Origin of the sequence: Pseudomonas sp. P129, from assembly GCF_020312195.1 — a bacterium.
GTDB classification, from domain to species: Bacteria; Pseudomonadota; Gammaproteobacteria; order Pseudomonadales; family Pseudomonadaceae; genus Aquipseudomonas; species Aquipseudomonas fragariae.
In genome coordinates this window covers 224,663-247,874 of record NZ_JAGPYS010000003.1, presented here as the reverse complement: position 1 = coordinate 247,874, position 23,212 = coordinate 224,663, and the positions used below count along the sequence as shown (strand labels likewise).

19 protein-coding genes are annotated in these 23,212 nt (G+C 58.9%); 10 read left to right on the top strand and 9 right to left on the bottom strand.

Features of this window, described 5'->3' with window-relative positions; translation table 11 throughout:
* Nucleotides 1-40: 40 nt before the first annotated feature.
* From KBY02_RS10865 to KBY02_RS10850, 4 genes are all read right to left on the bottom strand, one after another.
* On the bottom strand, nt 41-805 hold the full coding sequence (locus KBY02_RS10865) for an amino acid ABC transporter ATP-binding protein (protein WP_003408905.1): 765 nt from the start codon (nt 803-805) through the stop codon (nt 41-43).
* 10 nt (nt 806-815) lie between these two features.
* A complete protein-coding gene (locus KBY02_RS10860) occupies nt 816-1,913 on the bottom strand; it encodes an amino acid ABC transporter permease (protein ID WP_011266808.1) in 1,098 nt (365 codons plus the stop codon).
* 10 nt (nt 1,914-1,923) lie between these two features.
* The gene (locus KBY02_RS10855; RefSeq protein ID WP_011266807.1) at nt 1,924-3,105 is read right to left on the bottom strand and encodes an amino acid ABC transporter permease; all 1,182 of its coding nucleotides are present in this window, start codon (nt 3,103-3,105) and stop codon (nt 1,924-1,926) included.
* Between the two features lie 70 nt (nt 3,106-3,175).
* Nucleotides 3,176-4,204: an amino acid ABC transporter substrate-binding protein gene (locus tag KBY02_RS10850; RefSeq protein WP_024642131.1), complete on the bottom strand. Its 1,029-nt coding sequence runs from the start codon at nt 4,202-4,204 to the stop codon at nt 3,176-3,178.
* A 485-nt stretch (nt 4,205-4,689) separates the two neighbouring features.
* Between KBY02_RS10850 and KBY02_RS10845 the strand changes: the two genes are divergently transcribed.
* Entirely contained in the window at nt 4,690-5,349 is a 660-nt protein-coding gene (locus KBY02_RS10845) for an alpha/beta hydrolase (RefSeq protein WP_003415217.1), read from the top strand.
* A gap of 115 nt (nt 5,350-5,464) precedes the next feature.
* Nucleotides 5,465-6,922: an ATP-dependent RNA helicase RhlB gene (rhlB, locus tag KBY02_RS10840; RefSeq protein WP_161806391.1), complete on the top strand. Its 1,458-nt coding sequence runs from the start codon at nt 5,465-5,467 to the stop codon at nt 6,920-6,922.
* Between the two features lie 3 nt (nt 6,923-6,925).
* Here rhlB and moaE read toward each other — a convergent pair whose 3' ends face one another.
* From moaE to KBY02_RS10815, 5 genes are all read right to left on the bottom strand, one after another.
* Nucleotides 6,926-7,375 carry a molybdopterin synthase catalytic subunit MoaE gene (gene moaE, locus KBY02_RS10835; RefSeq protein WP_011266803.1) on the bottom strand — a complete coding sequence of 150 codons (450 nt, stop codon included), beginning with the start codon at nt 7,373-7,375 and terminating at the stop codon, nt 6,926-6,928.
* A 2-nt stretch (nt 7,376-7,377) separates the two neighbouring features.
* Nucleotides 7,378-7,623: a molybdopterin converting factor subunit 1 gene (gene moaD, locus KBY02_RS10830; protein ID WP_004406746.1), complete on the bottom strand. Its 246-nt coding sequence runs from the start codon at nt 7,621-7,623 to the stop codon at nt 7,378-7,380.
* Nucleotides 7,620-8,105 carry a cyclic pyranopterin monophosphate synthase MoaC gene (gene moaC / locus KBY02_RS10825; protein ID WP_003341741.1) on the bottom strand — a complete coding sequence of 162 codons (486 nt, stop codon included), beginning with the start codon at nt 8,103-8,105 and terminating at the stop codon, nt 7,620-7,622. The genes moaD and moaC overlap by 4 nt, the downstream gene beginning before the upstream one ends.
* 341 nt (nt 8,106-8,446) lie before the next feature.
* Nucleotides 8,447-9,841 carry a PhoH family protein gene (locus KBY02_RS10820; RefSeq protein WP_004406748.1) on the bottom strand — a complete coding sequence of 465 codons (1,395 nt, stop codon included), beginning with the start codon at nt 9,839-9,841 and terminating at the stop codon, nt 8,447-8,449.
* A gap of 294 nt (nt 9,842-10,135) precedes the next feature.
* Nucleotides 10,136-11,314 (bottom strand): polysaccharide deacetylase family protein, encoded by a 1,179-nt coding sequence (locus KBY02_RS10815; RefSeq protein ID WP_225650342.1) that lies wholly within the window; start codon nt 11,312-11,314, stop codon nt 10,136-10,138.
* A 202-nt stretch (nt 11,315-11,516) separates the two neighbouring features.
* Between KBY02_RS10815 and yaaA the strand changes: the two genes are divergently transcribed.
* The 8 genes from yaaA to KBY02_RS10775 all read left to right on the top strand — a co-directional run bounded on the left by yaaA (nt 11,517) and on the right by KBY02_RS10775 (nt 23,210).
* Nucleotides 11,517-12,296, top strand: coding sequence for a peroxide stress protein YaaA (gene yaaA / locus KBY02_RS10810; RefSeq protein WP_011266801.1), 780 nt, complete (start codon nt 11,517-11,519; stop codon nt 12,294-12,296).
* A gap of 815 nt (nt 12,297-13,111) precedes the next feature.
* Complete coding sequence (locus KBY02_RS10805; protein WP_024661232.1) at nt 13,112-14,428, top strand: nucleotide sugar dehydrogenase; 1,317 nt, start codon at nt 13,112-13,114, stop codon at nt 14,426-14,428.
* Between the two features lie 100 nt (nt 14,429-14,528).
* A complete protein-coding gene (gene alg8, locus KBY02_RS10800) occupies nt 14,529-16,010 on the top strand; it encodes a mannuronan synthase (protein ID WP_002552255.1) in 1,482 nt (493 codons plus the stop codon).
* 40 nt (nt 16,011-16,050) lie between these two features.
* Entirely contained in the window at nt 16,051-17,223 is a 1,173-nt protein-coding gene (locus KBY02_RS10795; protein WP_011266799.1) for an alginate biosynthesis protein Alg44, read from the top strand.
* Nucleotides 17,224-17,225: 2 nt separating this feature from the next.
* Nucleotides 17,226-18,638 carry an alginate biosynthesis TPR repeat lipoprotein AlgK gene (gene algK, locus KBY02_RS10790; RefSeq protein ID WP_011266798.1) on the top strand — a complete coding sequence of 471 codons (1,413 nt, stop codon included), beginning with the start codon at nt 17,226-17,228 and terminating at the stop codon, nt 18,636-18,638.
* Nucleotides 18,635-20,119 carry an alginate export family protein gene (locus KBY02_RS10785; protein ID WP_011266797.1) on the top strand — a complete coding sequence of 495 codons (1,485 nt, stop codon included), beginning with the start codon at nt 18,635-18,637 and terminating at the stop codon, nt 20,117-20,119. Before algK ends, KBY02_RS10785 begins: the two co-directional genes overlap by 4 nt.
* Before the next feature lie 26 nt (nt 20,120-20,145).
* Nucleotides 20,146-21,756, top strand: coding sequence for a mannuronan 5-epimerase AlgG (algG, locus tag KBY02_RS10780; protein ID WP_024643137.1), 1,611 nt, complete (start codon nt 20,146-20,148; stop codon nt 21,754-21,756).
* A 14-nt stretch (nt 21,757-21,770) separates the two neighbouring features.
* Nucleotides 21,771-23,210: an alginate O-acetyltransferase AlgX-related protein gene (locus KBY02_RS10775; RefSeq protein ID WP_003408874.1), complete on the top strand. Its 1,440-nt coding sequence runs from the start codon at nt 21,771-21,773 to the stop codon at nt 23,208-23,210.
* Nucleotides 23,211-23,212: the final 2 nt, after the last annotated feature.

The window sequence follows — 23,212 nt, the reverse complement described above, 5'->3', positions numbered from 1 at the left end:
CGGGCACAGGGCCCGGTTTCCTTGTTCAGCAGAAGTCCACTCAGTGGATGATCTGACTGAGGAACAGCTTGGTACGGTCGCTCTGCGGGTTATCGAAGAAGTCGTTCGGCGCGGCCTGTTCGACGATTTCGCCCTTGTCCATGAAGATCACCCGGTTTGCCACGGTACGGGCAAAGCCCATTTCGTGGGTCACGCACAGCATGGTCATGCCTTCTTCAGCCAGACCGACCATGGTGTCGAGCACTTCCTTGACCATTTCCGGGTCAAGGGCCGACGTCGGTTCATCGAACAGCATGATTTTCGGCTTCATGCACAAGGCACGGGCAATCGCCACACGCTGCTGCTGACCACCGGAAAGCTGACCCGGAAACTTGTGGGCCTGCTCCGGAATCCGCACACGCTCCAGATAGTGCATGGCGATTTCTTCGGCTTTCTTCTTCGGCATCTTGCGCACCCACATCGGTGCCAAGGTGCAGTTCTGCAGGATGGTCAGGTGCGGGAACAGGTTGAAGTGCTGAAACACCATGCCCACTTCGCGGCGGATGGTCTCGATCTGCTTGAGGTCCGAGGTCAGTTCGGTGCCATCGACAATGATGCGACCCTGCTGGTGCTCTTCCAGACGGTTGAGGCAGCGAATGGTGGTCGACTTGCCCGAGCCCGACGGGCCGCACAGCACGATACGTTCACCCTGGCGCACATTCAGGTTGATGTCCTTGAGTACATGGAACTGGCCGTACCACTTGTGTACGCCCTCCATGCGGATCATGCCTTCAGCGCCCAGAGGCTTATTGATAACTTCACTCATCACAAAACTCCTAACGCTTGTGGCCTGTGTCCAGCTTACGTTCCAAATGCATGGAATAGCGGGACATACCGAAACAGAAGATCCAGAACACCAGGGCCGCGAAGACGTAGCCTTCAGTGGCCATACCCAGCCATGCCGGGTCGGCGGTAGCCTGCTTGACGCTGTTGAGCAGGTCGAACAGACCGATAATGATCACCAGACTGGTGTCCTTGAACAAGGCAATGAAGGTGTTGACGATGCCGGGAATGACCATCTTCAACGCCTGCGGCAGGATCACCAGACCCATGCTGCGCCAGTAACCCAGGCCCATCGCCGAGGCAGCTTCGTACTGGCCCTTGGGAATGGCCTGCATGCCGCCACGCACCACTTCAGCGATGTACGCCGACTGGAACAGGATGACGCCGATCAGCGCACGCAGCAGCTTGTCGAAGTTCATGCCCTCTGGCATGAACAGCGGCAGCATCACCGACGACATGAACAGCACGGTGATCAGCGGCACGCCGCGCCAGAACTCGATGAAGGTCACGCACACCACACGCACGGCCGGCATGTTGGAACGACGACCGAGCGCCAGCAGGATACCCAGCGGCAAGGCACCGACGATACCCACGGTGGCGATCACCAGGGTCAGCATCAGACCGCCCCACTGGCTGGTCGGTACGTTGGTCAGACCGAACGCGCCGCCATGCAGCAGGTAGAACGCGACAACCGGGTAGATCACCAGGAAGGCAATACCGTAGACAGCCTTGCGCGGAAACTTCGAGATGAACAGCGGCGCAGCGCCGACGATCGCCAGGATGGCGGTCAGGTCGACCCTCCAGCGCAGTTCATTGGGGAAGTAGCCATACATGAACTGACCGAAGCGCTGCTCGATGAACACCCAGCAGGCGCCCGCCTTGGTGCAGTCTGCCTTGGTCGTGCCGATCCAGTTGGCGTCCAGCAGGGCCCAACTGATGATCGGTGGTACGACCAGATAGATCAGATACAGCGAGAACAGGGTCAGCAGGGTGTTGATCCAGCTGGAGAACAGGTTCTGCCGCATCCACGCCATCGGGCCGAACACTTTGCCCGGTGGTGGCATATCAGGTTTGAAAGTATGAGTTGTCATGCGCTTTTCCTCACCGCTCGATCAGCGCAATGCGCTTGTTGTACCAGTTCATCAGCAGGGAAATGCTGATACTGATCGCCAGGTACACGCTCATGGTGATGGCAATGACTTCAATGGCCTGCCCGGTCTGGTTGAGCACCGTACCGGCGAACAGGGAAACCATTTCCGGGTAGCCGATGGCGGCTGCCAGCGAAGAGTTCTTCGCCAGGTTCAGGAACTGACTGGTCAGCGGCGGAATGATCACGCGCAGCGCCTGCGGGATGATCACCTTGCGCAGCGTCGGCCCAGGGCGCAGGCCCAATGAGCGAGCAGCTTCGGTCTGGCCATGGCTGACCGACTTGATGCCGGAACGCACGATTTCAGCGATGAACGCCGCCGTATAGATAGTCAGTGCCAGGGTCAGGGAGATCAGTTCAGGGATCAGCACCCAGCCGCCCGAGAAATTGAAGCCCTTCAGCTGCGGCAGCTCCCAATGCACCGGGCTGCCGAAGATCAGCATGCTCAGACCGGGGATAACCAGCAACAACGCCAGGCCGACCCAGAACTTGTGAAACGGCTGGCCGGTGGCTTCGAAGCGCTTGTTGGCCCAGCGCACCATCATCACGATGGCGATCACGGCAACCACCAGACTGATCAGGAATGCCCAGGCGCCTTCGGCAGGCAATGCTCTGGGCATGTTGAGCCCGCGGCTGCTGACGAAGAACATGTCCAGATAGCCATGCGCCTGACGCGGACCAGGCAGCGTGAGGAATACGGCGGTATACCAGAAAAGGATCTGCAGCAATGGCGGAATGTTGCGGAAGACTTCGACATACACGGTGGCCAGCTTGCTGATCATCCAGTTCGGAGACAGGCGAGCGACACCAATGACAAAGCCCAGCAAGGTCGCCAGGACAATACCGATAACCGACACCAGCAAGGTATTCAGCAGGCCGATGACGAACACACGGGCATAGCTGTCCGCTTCGCTGTAGTCGATCAGGTGCTGAGCGATACCGAAACCGGCACTGTTCTCAAGAAAACCGAAACCCGAGGTAATACCACGGTGTTGCAGGTTGGTCTGGGTGTTGTCGAAAATGAACCAGCCCAACGCGATCACCGCCACGACAGTGATGATCTGAAATAACCACGCGCGCACTTTCGGATCGCTCAGAGAGAGCTTTTGCTTGGGTGCGACGATTTGCTTTTCCATGAAATGCCCCAGGAAAAATCCAACAGAACAACGCCCGACAGGCTGGGAAGCCTGTCGGGCGCCGGGTCAATCAACGAATAGGTGGAGCGTACTGGATGCCACCGGCATTCCACAGAGCGTTCTGGCCACGCTTGATTTTCAGCGGGGTGCCTTCGCCCAGGTTGCGTTCGAACACTTCGCCGTAGTTGCCGACCTGCTTGACGATCTGCACGACCCAGTCTTTCTCGAGCTTCAGGTCTTTGCCGTAAGTGCCGTCTGCGCCGAGCATACGGGCTACGTCAGGGTTCTTGGTCGACTTGGCTTCAGCTTCAACGTTCTTGGAAGTGATTTTGGCTTCCTCGGCATTGAGCATGGCGAACAGGGTCCAGCGCACGATCGAGAACCAGTCTTCGTCGCCTTTACGCACGACAGGGCCCAGAGGCTCCTTGGAGATCACTTCAGGCAGCACGATGTAATCGTCCGGCTTGGCCAGCTTGCTGCGCTGCGCGTAAAGTTGCGACTGGTCGGAAGTCAGCACGTCGCAACGGCCGCCTTCCAGCGACTTGGCGCTTTCGTCGGAGGTGTCGAAGGTGATCGGGGTGTATTTCAGGCCGTTCGAGCGGAAGTAGTCGGAGACGTTCAGCTCGGTAGTGGTACCGGCCTGGATGCAGATGGTTGCACCGTCCAGTTCCTTGGCGCTCTTGACGCCCAGCTTGTTGTTTACCAGGAAGCCGATACCGTCGTAGTAAGTCACGCCGGTGAACACCAGGCCCATGCCCGCGTCGCGGGAGCTGGTCCAGGTGGTGTTACGCGAAAGGATGTCGATCTCGCCCGATTGCAGTGCGGTGAAGCGCTCCTTGGCGTTCAACTGGCTGAACTTGACCTTGGTGGCGTCGCCGAATACTGCGGCGGCTACTGCGCGGCAGACGTCAGCATCGATACCGGTGATCTTGCCGGTAGAGTCCGGAACGGAAAACCCTGGCAGGCCATCGCTGACGCCGCACTGGATAAAACCTTTCTTCTTGATAGCGTCAAGGGTGGTACCGGCGTTTGCAGCCCCGATCACACCAAATGCGGCCAAGGCAGTGACGACAGCCACGGTGGATTTCAACATCTTCATTCAAAAACCTCCAGTTTGCTCTTTGTTGTGTAGGTGTTTCAGTCGCGTCGCACCTTTGTGAGGCGCTAATGACCCGTGCTGGCTTATTTTTGGGTCATGCGACGCTGGGCCTGAATCATGAATTGCCTGCAGGATCATCCCGTCATTCGTCTTCATGATTCAGAATCGGCCCCGTGGACTGAAACCCCATGATTTTCCCGGACCTGAGCGGTACAGGTTGAATCGTGCCGCGAATCCTGACGCATGGACTCCCGAGCTGCTTTTCGATCGCTATAAGTAATAGCCTTATAGTGTTACCGAACGATGTGAGCGACTCGACTCCAATGCTGCTGTAGCAAAGCCCGTACCAGCATGCTGGCTAAGTCGAATTAGCGACAGGTCAAGACAAAAACTTGTAACCTTGCGACATCTTCTTTCATTTTTAATCTACCTGCGCACCTTATTAATGCGCTCAAAAAGAGCCCGCGCACACAAATGGAGCAGTCATGAGCGATTCCTTGATCATTGAACCTTCCAGCCCCGCCGACGCCTGCGTTATCTGGCTGCATGGATTGGGCGCCGACCGCTATGATTTTCTGCCGGTCGCCGAAGCACTGCAGGAGTCGTTGCGCACCACCCGCTTCGTACTGCCTCAGGCACCGACACGCGCTGTGACCGTCAATGGCGGTTATGCAATGCCCAGCTGGTATGACATCAAGTCCATGAGTTCAGAGGCCAGGGCCATTGACCATGATCAGATGGAAGCCTCGGCGCAGAAGGTGCTGGACCTGATCGAGCAGCAGCGCGACAGCGGCATCGACCCGGCACGAATCTTCCTGGCCGGCTTTTCCCAGGGTGGCGCGGTGGTCTTGCATGCCGGCTACCGCCGCTGGCAGGGTCCGTTGGGCGGCGTACTCGCGCTGTCCACTTATGCCCCTACATTCAGCAACGAGATGACCCTGTCAGCGAGTCAGCAACGCATCCCGGCCTACTGCCTGCACGGCAAGCACGACGCGGTGGTGCCTTATCCGATGGGCCGCGCCGTCTACGACCATCTCACCGCCCAGGGTGTAACCGTTGAATGGCAGGAATACCCAATGGAGCATCAAGTGTTACCGGAGGAAATTCGCGACATCGGCGTCTGGCTGGCTGAAAGGCTTCGCTGAAGCGCTCTGACCCCCTTGCGACGGACCGCTTTTGTAGCTCGCCATGGATGGCACTACGCCGAGCACGGTTCTTGCTTTACACTGCTCGGCGTACATTCCTTAACCAATTGATGAGATGACCGTGCTCAAAGCACTTAAAAAGATGTTCGGTAAGAGCGAGGCTGAGCAGCCTGCGCCTACTCCGATAACCTCTATTCCCGCCTCTCCCGCTGCCACAGGCGACACACCGGATCATGCTGTCCAGACTCAGGCTCTGGACACGACCAGCGAGCCCTCCAAAGCCAGAGCGCCGCGCACCGACAAGCCAAGGGCCGAGCGCCCGCGCCGCGAACGCGTAGCCAAACCGCCCGCCCCGGAATGGAAACTCGAGGATTTCGTCGTCGAGCCGCAGGAAGGCAAGACCCGCTTCCATGACTTCAACCTCGCGCCTGAACTGATGCACGCGATTCAGGACCTGGGTTTCCCGTACTGCACACCGATCCAGGCGGGCGTACTGGGCTTCACCCTCAAGGGCAAGGATGCGATCGGACGCGCCCAGACCGGCACCGGCAAGACTGCTGCGTTTCTGATCTCGATCATCGAGCAACTGACCCAGACGCCGCCGCCTGCAGAACGCTACATGGGTGAACCGCGCGCGCTGATCATCGCTCCGACCCGCGAGCTGGTGGTGCAGATCGCCAAGGACGCCGCCGACCTGACCAAGTACACCAACCTGAACGTCATGACCTTCGTCGGTGGCATGGACTTCGACAAGCAGCTCAAACAACTCGAAGCACGCCACTGCGACATCCTGGTCGCCACGCCAGGCCGCCTGCTGGACTTCAACCAGCGCGGCGAAGTGCATCTGGACATGGTCGAAGTGATGGTCCTCGACGAAGCCGATCGCATGCTGGACATGGGCTTTATCCCGCAGGTACGCCAGATCATTCGTCAGACGCCGCACAAGGGTGAGCGCCAGACCCTGCTGTTCTCCGCGACTTTCACCGAAGACGTAATGAACCTCGCCAAACAGTGGACGACGGACCCTTCCATTGTCGAGATCGAATCGTTGAATGTTGCCAGCGACAACGTCGAACAGCATATCTATGCCGTCGCCGGTGCCGACAAGTACAAGCTGCTCTACAACCTGGTGACCGACAACGGTTGGGAACGGGTCATGGTCTTCGCCAACCGCAAGGACGAAGTCCGACGCATCGAAGAGCGCCTGGTGCGCGATGGCGTGAACGCGGCGCAGCTGTCAGGCGATGTGCCTCAGCACAAGCGCATCAAGACCCTTGAAGGCTTCCGCGAAGGCAAGATCCGCGTGCTGGTCGCCACCGATGTGGCCGGTCGCGGCATTCACATCGACGGCATCAGTCACGTGATCAACTTCACCCTGCCCGAAGTGCCGGACGATTACGTGCACCGCATCGGCCGTACCGGTCGCGCTGGCGCCGATGGCGTGTCGATCAGCTTTGCCGGTGAGGATGACTCTTACCAGTTGCCCGCCATCGAGGAAAAACTGGGCCGCAAGATCAGTTGCGAGACACCGCCGACTCATCTGCTCAGGGCTGTGGTGCGCAGCAACGCCTGATGCTTACTTCCAGCGATCAGCCGCTTGGTGATCGCTGTGACGACCTTCGACCCAGCGCGTGCCTTCTGACGTGTTTTCACGCTTCCAGAACGGCGCGCGGGTCTTGAGGTAATCCATGACGAAATCACAGGCTTCGAACGCCGCCTGACGGTGCGCGCTGGCAACGCCGACGAACACGATCGGCTCGCCGGGCTCCAGCGCGCCAACCCGATGCAGTACGTCAACGCGTAGCAACGGCCAGCGCTGTTCGGCATCGGCAATGATTTTTGCCAGTGCCTTCTCGGTCATCCCCGGATAGTGCTCGAGAAACATGCCGGACACTTCACGCCCTTCATTGAAATCCCGAACATAGCCAACAAAACTGACCACCGCGCCGATGCCCAGATTCGCGGCATGCAGCGCGTTGACTTCAGTGCCGGGGTCGAAAGCCTCTGCCTGGACACGAACGCTCATCATCAACCTCCGGTCACGGGCGGAAAGAACGCGACTTCATCGCCATCGGCCAATGGTTCGGTCGGCTTGCACAGCTCCTGGTTGCGAGCACACATCAGGTTCTGTTCGGCAAGCACTTGCCAGACCTCGCCGCGCTGCAGCAGCGTCTGGCGCAATGCGTCCAGCGTGGCGAACTCGCCTTCAACGGACTCGCTGTCCAGGCCCAGGACTTCACGGTAACGGGCAAAATACTGAACCTGAACCTTCATGAGGAAACCTGTGCCTGGTCGGCAATGAAGTGACCGCTCTTGCCGCCCAGCTTTTCCAGCAGCCGGACCGACTCGATGACCATGCCGCGGTCTACCGCCTTGCACATATCGTAAATGGTCAGCGCAGCAACGCTGGCGGCGGTCAGGGCTTCCATTTCCACACCGGTCTGCCCGGCCAGCTTGCAGCTCGCGGTGATGCGCACGGCATCATCACCCTCGGCGGCGAGGTGCACCTTGATGCTGGTGAGCATCAACGGATGGCAAAGCGGGATCAGATCGCTGGTTTTCTTCGCCGCCTGAATGCCGGCGATTCGCGCGACGGCAAACACGTCACCCTTGGGATGACCACCGCTGACGATCATTTGCAGCGTCGTCGGCAGCATGCGCACGAAGGCTTCGGCCACCGCCTCTCGGGACGTCACGGCTTTATCCGTGACATCGACCATATTGGCGCGACCCTGGGAATCAAGATGAGTGAGCACAACGTTACTCCTTGGCAGAAGCAAGAAGTGTGGCAGCTGCAAGCTGCAAGCTACAAGCTGAAAGTGCCCGGCGTTTTACACAGGTTTTAAAGCGTACGAAAATCCTGGCTTCTGCCCGGAGGGCGTAGGAGCGAACTTGTTCGCGAAGAGGGCTGTACATGCACAAATGATTTATCGCCCACAATATAGCCTTCGCGAACAAGTTCGCTCCTACGCCTTTCGGCCAGAAGCGAACTTGTGTGTGGCGATAAGCTTGGCGCATGGGCGCGACAATCAAAAGCTGCAAGCGAGGGCTCTCGTACACCGAAGTCCCCCACTTGAAGCTTACAGCTGCTTTTCAGCTAAAGATGACTCTCCGCGTATTCGGCCAGTATCGAGCGTGGCACGCCTTGCAGGGTGATGTGCACGCCGTTCGGGAAGTCCTTGAAGCGCTCCGTCAGGTAGGTCAGCCCGGAACTGGTGGCCGACAGGTAAGGGGTGTCGATCTGCGCCAGGTTGCCCAGGCAGACCACTTTGGAACCGGCGCCGGCACGGGTGATGATGGTTTTCATCTGGTGCGGGGTCAGGTTCTGGCATTCATCGATCAGAATCAGGCTTTGCTGGAAGCTGCGACCTCGAATGTAGTTGAGGGATTTGAACTGCAACGGCACCTTGCTGAGGATGTAGTCGACACTGCCATGGGTGTTTTCGTCATCCATGTGCAACGCTTCGAGGTTATCGGTGATCGCGCCAAGCCATGGCTCCATCTTCTCCGCCTCGGTGCCGGGCAGGAAACCGATTTCCTGATCCAGACCCTGAACGCTGCGGGTGGCGATGATGCGCCGATAGCGCTTGGTGACCATGGTCTGCTCGATGGCAGCGGCCAGGGCCAGAATGGTTTTACCCGAGCCAGCAGCGCCTGACAGGTTGACCAGATGAATATCCGGGTCGAGCAGCGCGAACAGCGCCAGCCCCTGATAGATGTCGCGTGGCTTCAGCCCCCAGGCCTCCTGATGCAGCAAAGGCTCCTGGTGCATGTCGAGAATCAGCAGTTCGTCGTTCTTGACGCCCTTGATCCAGCCTACGAAGCCCTGCTCATCGACAATAAACTCGTTGATATGAACCGCCGGCAGCATTTCAGTGAGCTGCACGCGGTGCCAGGTACGGCCGCGCTCCTGACGGGTGTCGACCTTGCTGACGCGGTCCCAGAACGAACCGCTCATGTCATGGTAGCCACGCGACAACAGTGAAACGTCATCGACCAGCTGGTCGGTGCTGTAATCCTCGGCAGCAATGCCGCAAGCGCGCGCCTTGAGGCGCATGTTGATGTCTTTGGTCACCAGCACGACGCTCAAGTCCTTGTTGCGCGCGTGCAGGTCAATCAATTGGTTGATGATGATGTTGTCGTTCAGGTGCTCGGGCAGCAGGCTGTTGGGTTCCTCGCGTTTGCTCATCAAAATCGACAGGTAGCCCTTGAGCACGCCTGTACCACGGTCGATGGGCACGCCCTTCTCGACTTCCTCCGGCGAAGCTTCGCCCAGGGTCTTGTCGATCAGGCGGATGGCCTGGCGGCATTCGGCAGCAACCGAATGTTTACCGGCCTTGAGTTTGTCCAGTTCCTCCAGAACCGTCATGGGGATGGCGACGTGGTGTTCTTCGAAGTTCAGCAGTGCGTTTGGATCATGAATCAATACGTTGGTATCGAGCACGTAAAGGATTGGCTGGTTGGTGGAAGGGGTGCGTCCGTGGTCATCCATACTCGCTCACCTTTGTAGAAGCCGGGCGACGCAGAACCACGACAGTACTGCGCCACGAAAAGGCCGCCGGATTCTCCCCTTCAGGCAGGGCAGAAATGTCGCTCAAGGTGGGTCTTGGAAGACGCCACCTGTGTTGCAGGTTTCGGCGGTCTGTATTCGTAATACAGCAAAAGGGATGACAGAAAAAAGCTCTTTGACAGTTTTTTGAAGTTTATTTCACAGCCTGACGAATAGAGCTTGGCGGACGTACCCGGCACGTTTAAAGTCGGAAGTCCGCCCACGCCGAATCTGCCTTCACTCCGCTTCCGGCGCAGGCTCTTCACTGCTCTGCAGCCCTTGTTCCTCGGGCGCTTCAGAGATATTCCGGCAATCGTCCCAGATCAACTCGCTTTGCGCGGTATTGGCCAGCAGCAATGGCAGCGCCGACTGCGCCTTGTTGGCCACGTCGTGGAATACCACCGTCCCTTTGCGCCAGAGCAGCATGAGGGTCAGCACACGGTCGCCCACCTGCTCTGCAGAAAGCCGTCCGGTGTCGTCTTCAGCGTCGATATTCCACAATGACACGCGCAAATGCTCGGTGCGGAAGAAGTCGCCGCTGTCGGCACGTCGATGGCCATAAGGTGGGCGAAACAGCGGCACGAAGTTGTCCGGCAACACTTGCTGAACCAGTGCCGCGCTGCGTCGCACCGAGTCCTGCCAGTCCAGCCACTGGCTGTGCGAGCGGTACTCCCAGCCCTGAATGCCCACACACTGCTGGCGATACAGCGCCTGCACACCTGCAACCGACGTGCTGTCGAGACGCTCCTGAAGGCTCTTGCCCAGCACAAAGAAAGTGGCGGTCATTTTCTGCTGGCGCATGAAGTCGGCCAGCCAGTCGGTGCCACCGTCGGCCGGGCTCGGGCCACTTTCGAAGTTGAGCATGAACGTGCGATCCGGCATCTCGTCGCCACCCATCTCATCGGAGTTGTAACGCTCGATCTCGCTGCTGGTCTGCGGAAACAGGGCCGCCATGAACAGCAGCTCGTTCAGATAACGCTGGTGGAATGCGGCGCCGGGTCTGGCCCAATTGGCATAGAACGAATCGTTGGATACCTGATATTCCTCGGCGCGCTGTCGCAACTGGTCCATGTCCTCGACCAGCACACAGAAATTGGCGTCCTGCTCGCAGCTCTTTTGCGCGTTCTGGTAGTTCTCCAGCAAACGCATCCACAGCCGATGACGAACCACGTTCAACGACGGCACGTTGACGAAGCGCAGGCCGAGGCGCTGCTTGAGGCCTTCCTCGTCGAGCTTTTCGCTGAGGTACAGCTCGTGGGCAAAGGCGAGGATCTCCGCACGCGATGCGACGTCGAACAACCCCGGCGTCTCGAGCCGCTCAGGCCAGACGCTGCGGTCAATGGTGGCAATGACCGGCGCTGCCGCCTGCGCCTGAAGCCAGAACAGACCTGCACACACTGCTAAAACGATACGCAAACCCGATGCCCTCTCGATCAACCATTAACGTCATGACCAGCGCGCCACTATAGCTGATATGTGCCTGGCTTCTTATGTCGGCGCGCATACAAAGCTGCAGGTCCTGCTGCCATCTCCGGCGGAGCGACCTCTATCGCCACCATAGCTGGAGTCGCAGGCTGTCAGCCCCTAGAATCCACGGACGATAAAAGGAGACGACTTCATGCTGATGGTGATTTCCCCGGCAAAAACCCTCGATTTCGAGACACCGCCCACGACCGGCCGCTTCACTCAGCCGCAGTACCTGGACCATTCCCAAGAGCTGATCGACCAGCTGCGTGAACTGACGCCGGCGCAGATCAGCGAACTGATGCACCTGTCCGACAAGCTGGCCGGATTGAACGCGGCGCGCTTTGGCAGCTGGAACCCGGACTTCACCCTCGACAACGCCAAGCAGGCACTGCTGGCCTTCAAGGGTGATGTCTACACGGGCCTGGAAGCGGAAACGCTGAGCGAAGCGCAGCTCGACTACGCGCAGGGGCACTTGCGCATGCTGTCGGGTCTGTACGGCCTGTTGCGCCCGCTGGACCTGATGCAGCCCTACCGCCTGGAAATGGGCACCCGACTGGCCAACGCTCGGGGCAAGGACCTCTACGCCTTCTGGGGCACGCGAATCAGCGAATGGCTGAATGAGGCGCTGGCTGACCAGGGCGACGACCTGCTGCTCAACCTGGCCTCTACCGAATACTTCTCTGCCGTCAAACGTTCGTCGCTCAAGGCGCGAATCATCGACACCGAGTTCAAGGACTTCAAGAACGGGCAGTACAAGATCATCAGCTTCTATGCGAAAAAGGCTCGCGGCATGATGAGCCGCTTCGTTATAGAAGAGCGCATCAACGATCCCGAAGCATTACAAGCGTTCGATGTACAGGGCTACCGTTACAACCGCGAACAGTCGACCCCCGACAAGTTGGTGTTTTTGCGCAACATCGCAGAAGACTAGAGGCTGTAACCGTCGTGTAACGGAGCGCTGTTACACGACCTGTCCTACGATCCAACACCGAATGCCAACTTCATGACGCCAGACAAACGTCAAGTTTTCGACTCTTAACTGGCGTGCAATTTTTTCCAAAAAAAAATTCCACTTTTTTAAGTAGTGGCATTTCAGATTTTTGCAGTAGTGGCACTTCAACTGCCACCCCTCCAAACCCCTTATAATTCGAGGCTTTTAAGAAAAAAGCCATCACCTCGATACTGCGTGTGTCACAGAACGGATACACCAAAATTCGCAAATCAGGACGAGCGGCCAGGAACTAAATGCGAATTCGTACGCTCCTACATCCCGTAACAATTCTGGGCTGACGTGTAAGAGATCACTTACAGGTCGCCTTGGGAAACGGGAAGTTACCGACAAGGAAGCCAGGTCCACGTGATCCTGGTGTCAGGTACCAGAACTAAACTCACATCACTAGTTGATGTTGTAGACAGGCGAAGCGCCGGCCCGGTGCGACGCGCAGGATTCGAACAGGACGGCCCTGGCTAGCGCCAGAGGCAGTCTCACAGAGGTCCGCCGTCAATCGTCGAACAAGGAGTGGTTTACTGCATCCAAGGAGAGCAGGGCCCTGACCGAAAGGACAGGTTACTTGCCGCTTGCACTTAGTGTCATTTGAGTTCGCCTTACTTGTTTTGGGCACTCACTCATTAAATATGCCTGCGTTAGTTCTACGGCGTTGTTAGCCGTAAGGGATAGCGCGTGACATCTGCTGGCCAAAATTAATATCCAGCCAATCTATGGCGTGAAAAATCGAGGAGAATACGATGCGTATCAGCATATTTGGTTTGGGTTATGTCGGTGCAGTCTGTGCCGGTTGCCTGTCTGCCCGCGGTCACGAAGTAGTGGGTGTGGATATTTCCAGCACCAAGATCGACCTGATCAACAACGGCAAATCACCTATCGTTGAACCGGGTCTGGAAGAGCTGTTGCAGAAAGGTATCACTACCGGAAAACTGCGCGGCACTACAGACTTCGCCGAAGCCATTCGCGCCACCGATCTGTCGATGATCTGCGTCGGTACGCCGAGCAAGAAGAACGGCGATCTGGAACTGGATTACATTGAGTCGGTGTGCCGCGAAATCGGTTATGTCCTGCGTGACAAAGCCACCCGCCACACTATCGTGGTTCGCAGTACCGTACTGCCGGGCACTGTTGCCAACGTCGTTATCCCGATTCTGGAAGACTGCTCCGGCAAGAAAGCCGGTGTTGACTTCGGTGTCGCCGTCAACCCTGAGTTCCTGCGCGAAAGTACTGCGATCAAGGACTACGACCTGCCGCCAATGACCGTCATCGGCGAGTTCGACAAAGCGTCGGGCGACGTTCTGCAATCGCTGTACGAAGAACTCGATGCACCGATCATCCGCAAGGACATCGCCGTTGCCGAGATGATCAAGTACACCTGCAACGTGTGGCACGCCACCAAGGTTACTTTCGCCAACGAAATCGGCAACATTGCCAAGGCTGTCGGCGTCGATGGCCGTGAAGTGATGGACGTGGTCTGCCAGGACAAGGCGCTGAACCTGTCCCAGTACTACATGCGCCCTGGCTTCGCATTCGGCGGCTCGTGCCTGCCGAAAGACGTTCGCGCCCTGACCTACCGCGCCAGCAGCCTGGACGTTGAAGCCCCCCTGCTCAACTCGCTGATGCGCAGTAACACCTCGCAAGTGCAGAACGCGTTCGACATGGTTGCCAGCTACGACACCCGCAAGGTTGCACTGCTGGGTCTGAGCTTCAAGGCCGGCACTGACGATCTGCGTGAAAGCCCGCTGGTAGAGCTGGCCGAAATGCTGATCGGCAAGGGCTTCGAACTGAGCATCTTCGACAGCAACGTTGAATATGCACGCGTTCACGGCGCCAACAAGGACTACATCGAATCCAAGATTCCGCACGTTTCCTCGCTGCTGAACTCGGACTTCGACCAGGTCATCAATGACTCCGACGTCATCATCCTCGGCAACCGCGATGAGCGTTTCCGCGCCCTCGCCAACAAGACCCCTGAAGGCAAGCGCGTCATCGATCTGGTGGGCTTCATGGCCAACGCCACCAGCGAAGACGGTCGTGCCGAAGGTATCTGCTGGTAAATCAGCCGCAAGCCACAAGCGCCAGGCTCCAGGCCACAGGCTCAAGCAATGTGCTTGCAGCCTGGGGCTTGAGGCTCGCAACTGACTTAGGGATACGATTATGCAGAGGCTCAAGCACGGCCTGTTACAGGCCGCAGGTTGGCTGTTCTATTTAAGTTTACTCATGGGCCTTGCCGCGGCATTGCCTACCAGTATCTTCGACTCACAGTCGAAGAACTTTATATTCCTGATTGGCGCCGTTGGCATCTGGCGCTACTCGATGGGGATCACGCACTTCGTGCGCGGGATGATTTTCCTGTACATCGTGTACCCGCACTTGCGCCGCAAGGTTCGCAAGCTGGGCAGCGCAGCAGACCCGTCCCATGTGTTTCTGATGGTCACCAGCTTTCGTATCGACGCGCTGACCACCGCACAGGTCTACAACTCGGTTATCCGCGAAGCCATCGACTGCGGCCTGCCGACGACGATCGTCTGCTCGCTGGTGGAAATGTCCGATGAGCTGCTGGTCAAGAGCATGTGGGCCAAGTTCAATCCGCCGGAGCGCGTCAAGCTGGACTTCGTACGCATCCCGGGCACCGGCAAGCGCGATGGCCTGGCCTATGGCTTCCGTGCCATCTCGCGGCACTTGCCTGACAGCCGTGCCGTGGTTGCGGTGATCGACGGCGACACCGTGCTCAACGAAGGTGTGGTCGCCAAGACCGTACCGTGGTTCCAGCTGTTCGACAATGTCGGCGGCCTGACCACCAACGAGTTCTGTGAAGTGCGTGGCGGCTACATCATGAGCGAGTGGCACAAGCTGCGTTTCGCTCAGCGTCACATCAACATGTGCTCGATGGCCCTGTCCAAACGCGTGTTGACCATGACCGGTCGCATGTCGGTGTTCCGCGCAACCGTGGTAACCGACCCCGAGTTCATTGCCGACGTGGAAAGCGACTCGCTCAATCACTGGCGTCTGGGCACCTTCCGCTTCCTGACCGGCGACGACAAGTCCAGCTGGTTCAGCCTGATGCGCCTGGGTTACGACACGTTCTACGTGCCGGACGCAGCGATCAACACCGTGGAACACCCGCCCGAGAAGAGCTTCCTGAAGGCCAGCCGCAAGCTGATGTATCGCTGGTACGGCAACAACCTGCGTCAGAACTCGCGTGCACTGGGTCTGGGCGTACGTCGCCTGGGGATCTTCACCAGCATCGTGCTGTTTGACCAGCGTGTGTCGATGTGGACCTCCATTCTCGGTCTGACCGTCGCCCTGATCGCCAGCTTCAAGTATGGCGGCGCGTTCCTGCTGATGTATCTGCTGTGGATCGGCATGACCCGCCTGATCCTCACCCTGCTGCTGTCCCTCTCGGGACACAGGATCGGGCCTGCCTACCCGATCATTCTCTATTACAACCAGATCGTCGGTGCGCTGATGAAGATCTATGTCTTCTTCCGCCTGGACCGCCAGTCCTGGACTCGCCAGGACACCAAACTAAGCCGCGACATGGCCAGCTTTCAGGGCTGGTTCAACACGTGGTCGTCCCGAACCATGACTTTCTCGGCTGGCACCATCTTCGTCGCTGTGCTGTTGACGATGGTTTGACCGGGCCAACGGATTAATCGCTTAAGTAGGAAAAATAGCCATGAATACAGCCGTGAATGCGAACGTCGTACATGAATCCGAAGCCCAGCGCCAACACGCGCGGATCAAGATCCCTGCCAAGCTGCGCCTGCTGAATGATCAGCCCAACGCGCCACTGGTACGTGTCGAAGACCTGTCGGCCGGTGGCCTGAGCTTCGTTGCTCCATCCGGGCAGAAATTCAGCGAAGGTCAGATCGTCAAGGGACGCCTGCAATTCATCATCGACAACCTTGGCCTGGCCATGGACGTCGATCTGCAAGTGCGCTCGATCGACAACGCCAGCAACCGCATCGGTTGCCAGTTCCAGAACCTGGAACCTCAGGACATCGCAACCCTGCGCCACCTGATCACCTCGCACCTGTCCGGCGAAGTCGTCACCCTGGGCGAAGTGCTGGCCACGCTGCAGCGCGACAACTTCACCAAGGCACGCAAGGTCAAGGGCAAGGACGGCGGCATGAGCGCCATGGGTCGCCTGCGCGCCGTAACGTTCAGCCTGGGCGTGTTCATTGTCGGTCTGGCCGCTTTCGGCTTCATCTTCAAGACAATCTATGGCCTGTACTTCGTCAGCCATGCATCGGCCGGCCTGGTCACCATTCCAAGCATGGACGTGACCATGCCGCGTGAAGGTACCGTGCAAAGCCTGGTCGCCCCGAACGGCGAAGCCGCCAAAGGCGCACCACTGGCGTCCTTCAACACCAGCATGCTGGAAATGCTCAAGGGCAGCCTGACCGGTGAAGACCTGCAGCCAGCCAAGATCGAAGAGCTGTATGGCAAGCAGATGAGCGGCACCATGACCAGCCCGTGCGATTGCGTCGTGGCTCGCCAACTGGTGGCCGACGGTCAGTTCGCGTCCAAGGGTCAGGTGATCTTCCAACTGGTGCCACGCAACGCGCCGGCCACGGTTGAAGCACGCTTCACCTATCGCCAGTTCAACGACGTCAAGCCAGGCACACGTGTCAGCTTCCAGATCGCTGGCGAAGACAAACTGCGCACCGGCCAGATCGTCAGCAGCACCAACCTGAGCGACGCCGACCTGTCTACCGACATCCGCGTGCAGATCAAGCCTGACGAAAGCCTGAGCAGCTCGCTTGCCGGTCGCCCTGTCGAAGTGGTCAGCGATCGCGGCCCGTCCGTGAACTGGCTGATCGATAAAGCCATGGCTGCGGGTCTGTAACCATGAACAGCCCACTACGACGCCTGTCGACCCCCACGCTATTGAGCCTCGCCGTCGCGCTCGGCCTGAGCGGCTGTGCCGGCCTGCCTGATCAACGCCTTGCCAATGAAGCCCTGAAAAACGGCGACACGGCATTGGCGGAGCAGAACTATCGGCAGCTGGCGGACCTGGGCTATAGCGACGCGCAAGTCGGCCTGGCCGATATTCAGGTCGCGACTCGCGACCCCGCTCAGCTCAAGCAGGCCGAGGCCACTTATCGTGCTGCAGCAGAGACGTCGCCTCGTGCGCAGTCGCGCCTGGGCCGTCTGCTGGCGGCCAAGCCCGATGCCACAGAAGCCGAACACCGCGAAGCCGAAGGCCTGCTGAAGAAGGCCTTCGCCAATGGCGAATCCGGCACGCTGATCCCGCTGGCCATGCTGTATCTGCAGTACCCGCACACCTTCCCTGAAGTGAATGCGCAGCAGAAGATCAGCGAGTGGCGCGCCGCCGGTTATCCGGAAGCAGGTCTGGCTCAGGTGCTGCTGTATCGCACCCAGGGCACTTATGCTCAACACCTCGACGAGGTCGAGAGCATCTGCAAGCAGGCACTGTCGGCCACGGATATCTGCTACGTCGAACTGGCCACTGTCTACCAGACACGCGGCCAGGCCGAGCAACGCACGGCCTTGATCGAAAAGCTCAAGAGCGAATACGCCGCTGGCCGCGTCAATGCCCAACGAGTGGACAGCGTGGCGCGCGTACTGGGTGACTCCACCATCGGTACGCCGGACGAAAAGACCGCTCAGCAATTGCTGGAAAGCGTTGCGCCGGGCTACCCGATCTCATGGGTCACGCTGGCCAAACTGCTTTACGACTTCCCCGAACTGGGCGACGTCAACAAGATGATGGAATACCTGAACAACGGCCGCGCGGCGGATCAGCCACGCGCCGAGCTGCTGCTCGGACGCCTGTACTACGAGGGTAAATGGGTCACGCCCGATGCCGTCAAGGCCGAGGAGCACCTGAAGAAAGCCACCGCAACGGAAATCTCTGCCCATTACTACCTGGGTCAGATCTACCGTCGCGGCTACCTGGGCCAGGTCTACTCGCAAAAAGCCGTGGACGAGCTGCTGACCGCCGCCCGTGGTGGCCAGAACAGCGCCGACTTCGCCCTTGCGCAGCTGTTCTCGCAGGGCAAGGGCACTATGCCCGACCCGGTCAACGCCTGGGTGTTCGCGCAACTGGCGCTGGCCAGTCAGACCCCGCAAGCGACCGAGCTTGCCGAGGCCCTCAATACACAACTGCCGCCTGAAAAGCTCGCCACCGCCAAAGACCTGTTGGCACGCGAGCAAAAAGTCCGGGGCGCTACCGCCACTCAGAACGCGATGGCATTGCAGGCCCTGCAAGAAGAAAAAGACGGTGAGGAAGCATTATGAAGTTGAATCCCCTGATGGCCGCCGGCATGGGCCTTGGCTTCACCCTGTTGTGGGCCTGCCCGACGCTGGCAGCGCTGACCGAACAACCGCAGAATTTCGGTATCGAAATCAAAGCCACGGCGCAGGCCGAGGATGATCGCGATCTGGGCACCCGTTCGGGCGGCGACGTCAACGGTGTGGGCCTGGACCTGCGTCCCTGGGTCTATGGCGAGCGCGGCGACTGGAGCGGTTACGCGATGGGCCAGGTGGTCACCGCCACCGACATCATTCAGACCGACCCGCTGGAGCAGAGCAACAGCGACGGCAGCGGCACCCAGACTTCGCGTGGCACCGCCAGCGAGCGCGAAGCCGACAAAACCTACGCGGCACTGCGTGAGTTCTGGATCGGCTACAGCGGTTTCACGCCCTACCCTGGCGAGATCCTGAAAATCGGTCGTCAGCGTCTGCGCAATGACGACGGTCAATGGCACGACACCAACATCGAGGCCATCAACTGGTCGTTCGATACCACACTGTTGCGCGCTGAACTGGGTGCTGCCCAGCGTTTCAGCGAATACCGCACCGACCTGACCGAACTGGCACCTGACGATGAAGATCGCAAGCACCTGTTCGGCTCGGTCAGCTATCAGTGGACACCAGGCAACTGGGCCGGTATCCGCGCTCACCACAGTGCTGACGACGGCAAACTCAAGTCGCAGGGCCAGGTGCTGGATGATCTGGACAAGACGTCCAATGGCGATCTGACCTGGGTCGGCCTGCAGGCTGACAGCGATGCCTACAACTATCGCAGCAACACCAATCAGCTCAACTACTGGGGCAGCCTGACCTGGCTGAACGGAACGCGCGACGAAATCGGCGTGACCTCTGCTCCCAACGACCAGTTCATCGCCGGCGAAAAGAACAGCCGTGACATGAATGGCTGGGCCACCGACCTGGGCCTGCGCCTGCGCCTGGACCCGCAATGGCAAGTCGGCGCCGCCTACTCGCGCGCCAGCAAGGACTACGTCCAGAACGGTCTGGAAAGTAACCGCTCCAACTGGACCGGCACGCGTTCGCGCATCCATCGCTTCGGCGAGGCCTTCCAGGGCGAAATGGCCAACGTGGAAACCGGCTCGCTGTTCGCTTCGTGGCAGATGAACGAGGAATACGACGCATCGCTGATCTACCACAAGTTCCGTCGCGTGGACGGCAACACCGGTATCGGCGGCTCGGGCATCAACGCGGTGAACGACAACCAGGACGGTACGTTCAGCTCGCTGCCACTGGAAGACGGCAGCAAGGACCTGGGTCAGGAAATGGACCTGGTCGTGACCAAGTACTTCAAGCAAGGCCTGTTGCCGGCTTCGCTGAGCCAGTCGTTCGATGAACCTTCGGCACTGGTGCGCCTGCGCGCAGGTGTCTTCAAGCCAGGCGACGCGTATCAGAACAACGTGGACAGCTACATGCACCGCGCTGTTGTCGACGTCATCTGGCGCTTCTGATGCGAACCGCCAAAGGAGTGCCAGAGATGAACAGTCATACAAGCAACGGGCGCAGCCGGCACTGGCCGCACGCCCTGCTCGAAAGCGCACTGCTGACCAGCGCCCTGCTGCTGGCCAGCGGTGTGGCGCTGGCCAACGCGCCTGTCGTACCCGACGCACAGAAGGCGGTGGTCAAAGAATTGCACCAGGCCAAGACCTACACCATCACCAGCCCGCCGACCGCGCCGCTGGAAATGGCCAAGCCGGTGTTGCCCGACCTCAAGGGCTACACCGCCGAAGCCGCCTTGAAAAAGATCGTGCGCAACAAGCCGGGCAAGGTCACTGTTTCGCGGATGATGGAAGAAACCGGCCTGAAGGAATTCATCGGCGGTGACAACAAGATGGCCGAATGGGTCAACCGTCAGCGCGGCATCCCGCAGGCGATCATGATTTCCGACGGCTACGTGAACCTGCAGGACCTGGCCAGGAAGGTGCCCAAGCAGTTCCTCAACGAAGTCTCGCCAGGTGTCTACGTGGCGCGCCTGCCGATCCTGATCAAGGAAACCGGGACCTTCGAGATCGACAGCAAGACCAAGGAATTGCGTCTGTCTCAGGAAAAGGGTTCGTTCATCGTCAGTGAAGGCAAGATGCTGATCACTCACACTCAGGTCAATGGCTGGAGTGAAACCCGCAACAGCCTGGCGACCTATCGCAAGCCTGAAGAGTTTCGCCCGTTCCTGCTGACCTGGGGTGGCTCGGAAACCTGGATCGCCAACACCAAAATGGCGAGCCTGGGCTACGACCAGAGCAAGTCCTACGGCATCAGTATTTCCCAGTACACGCCCAACACCGCGAAGGTGCTCAAGCGTCCCGAACCGACCGGCTGGATCATCGATTCAGAATTCTCGGACATGTGGTACGGCTTCTACTGCTATGAAACCCGTGACTTCGTGGTCAAGGGCAACACCTACCGCGACAACATCATTTACGGCATTGACCCGCACGACCGTTCGCACGGTCTGATCATCGCCGAAAACGACGTTTACGGGACCAAGAAGAAGCACGGCATCATCATTTCCCGGGAAGTGGACAACAGCTTCATCTTCCGCAACAAGAGCCACAACAACAAATTGTCCGGCGTGGTTCTGGACCGTAACAGCGTCGGCAACATCGTCGCCTACAACGAGATTTACCAGAACCACACCGACGGCATCACCCTGTACGAAAGCGGCAACAACCTGCTGTGGGGCAATCGCGTGATCGCCAACCGCCGCCACGGTATCCGCGTACGTAACAGTGTGAACATCAAGCTGTACGAGAACGTCGCCATGGGCAACGGCCTGATGGGCGTCTACGGCCACATCAAGGACTTGAGCGACACCGACCGCGACATCGAGCTCGACCCGTTCGATGCTCAGGTATCGCTGATCATGGTTGGCGGCGAACTGTCCAGCAATGGCTCCGGCCCGCTGTCCATCGACTCGCCACTGAGTGTCGAGCTGTATCGCGTCTCGATGCTGATGCCTACCAAAGAAGTCGGCATCAGCCTCAACGGCGTCCTCGGTGAGCGCCAGGACGAAATCCTCGATCTGCTGGTACGCCAGAAAAAAGCCGTATTGATCGACCCCGTCGAAAGCCAGACCGAGCTGCGGGAATGAGGAAGGGTATTGTTATGCACGCACATCTGATCAAGCTGTTGAGCCTGTCCAGCCTCACCGCCGCCTTGATGGCCGCCGCGGGTGTCGCTCGGGCAGACGACTCGCAAGCGCCGACGTTCAAGGCCGAGCCTTGCTGCTCGCTGTGCCCGGCCGCGCATGACGCGAAAAACTACACCACGCGCTATCAGCAGAACTTCACCACGCTGGTCCAGGCGCAGGGCGACTGGCTGTTCCGGACTCAGGAAGACCTGCGCACCGAGTTCGACACCACGCCTGCCGGCTATCGCCGCATGAAAGAACTGCACGATGCGTTCAAGAGCAAAGGCGTCGAACTGGTCGTAGTTTATCAGCCGACCCGTGGTCTGGTGGATCGCAACAAATTGTTCCCGGCCGAACGCGACAAGTTCGACTACGACAAGGCGCTGAAAAACTATCAGGCCATGCTCGGCCGCTTCAGCAAGATGGGCTATTGGGTCCCTGACCTGTCGCCGTTGACCAACGAGCAGCAGGCGCATGACTTCTACTTCCGCGGTGACCAGCACTGGACGCCGTATGGCGCGCAGCGTACGGCGAAGATCGTTGCCGAAACCGTGAAGAAAGTTCCGGGTTACAGCGACATCCCCAAGCGTGAGTTCGAAAGTCATATTTCCGGACGCATGGGCAAGACGGGCACTTTGCACAATATGGCGGGTCAATTGTGCGGCACCAGTTACGCGATCCAGTACATGGACCAGTTCACCACCGAGCCCAAGGGTGAGGCAGGCGACGGCGACCTGTTCGGCGATTCCGGTAACCCGGAAATCACCCTGGTCGGTACCAGCCACAGCGGCAAGAACTACAACTTCGCTGGCTTCCTCCAGGAATACATGGGCGCTGACGTGTTGAACGTGGCGTTCCCTGGTGGTGGCCTGGAAGGTTCGATGCTGCAGTACCTGGGCAGTGAAGACTTCCAGAAGCGTCCGCCGAAAATTCTCATCTGGGAATTCTCGCCGCTGTATCGCCTGGATCAGGAGACCATCTATCGCCAGATGATGTCGCTGCTGGACAACGGCTGTGAAGGCAAGCCTGCCGTGATGAGCGCCAGCACCACCCTCAAGCCGGGCACCAACGAAGTGTTGGTCAACGGCAAGAATGGCATCAAGGACATTCGCAACGGCAGCAATCAGATCGACATCAAGTTTGACGACACCTCGGTGAAAGTCCTTCAGGCCAGGCTCTGGTACATGAACGGTCGCCACGAGGATCTGAAAATCGAGAAACCGGAAACGTCAGACACCGATGGACGCTTCGCCTTTGAATTGCGCGAGGATGAGGATTGGGCCAACCAGCAACTGCTGGCGCTGGAAATCCAGGGACCGGAAGCAGGCACGGCACCACAAAAAGTCGAAGCCAAAGTATGCAAACGCAACGTGTTCCCGAGCGCTGCGACACACACCGCTCAAGCCGGACTATGAGG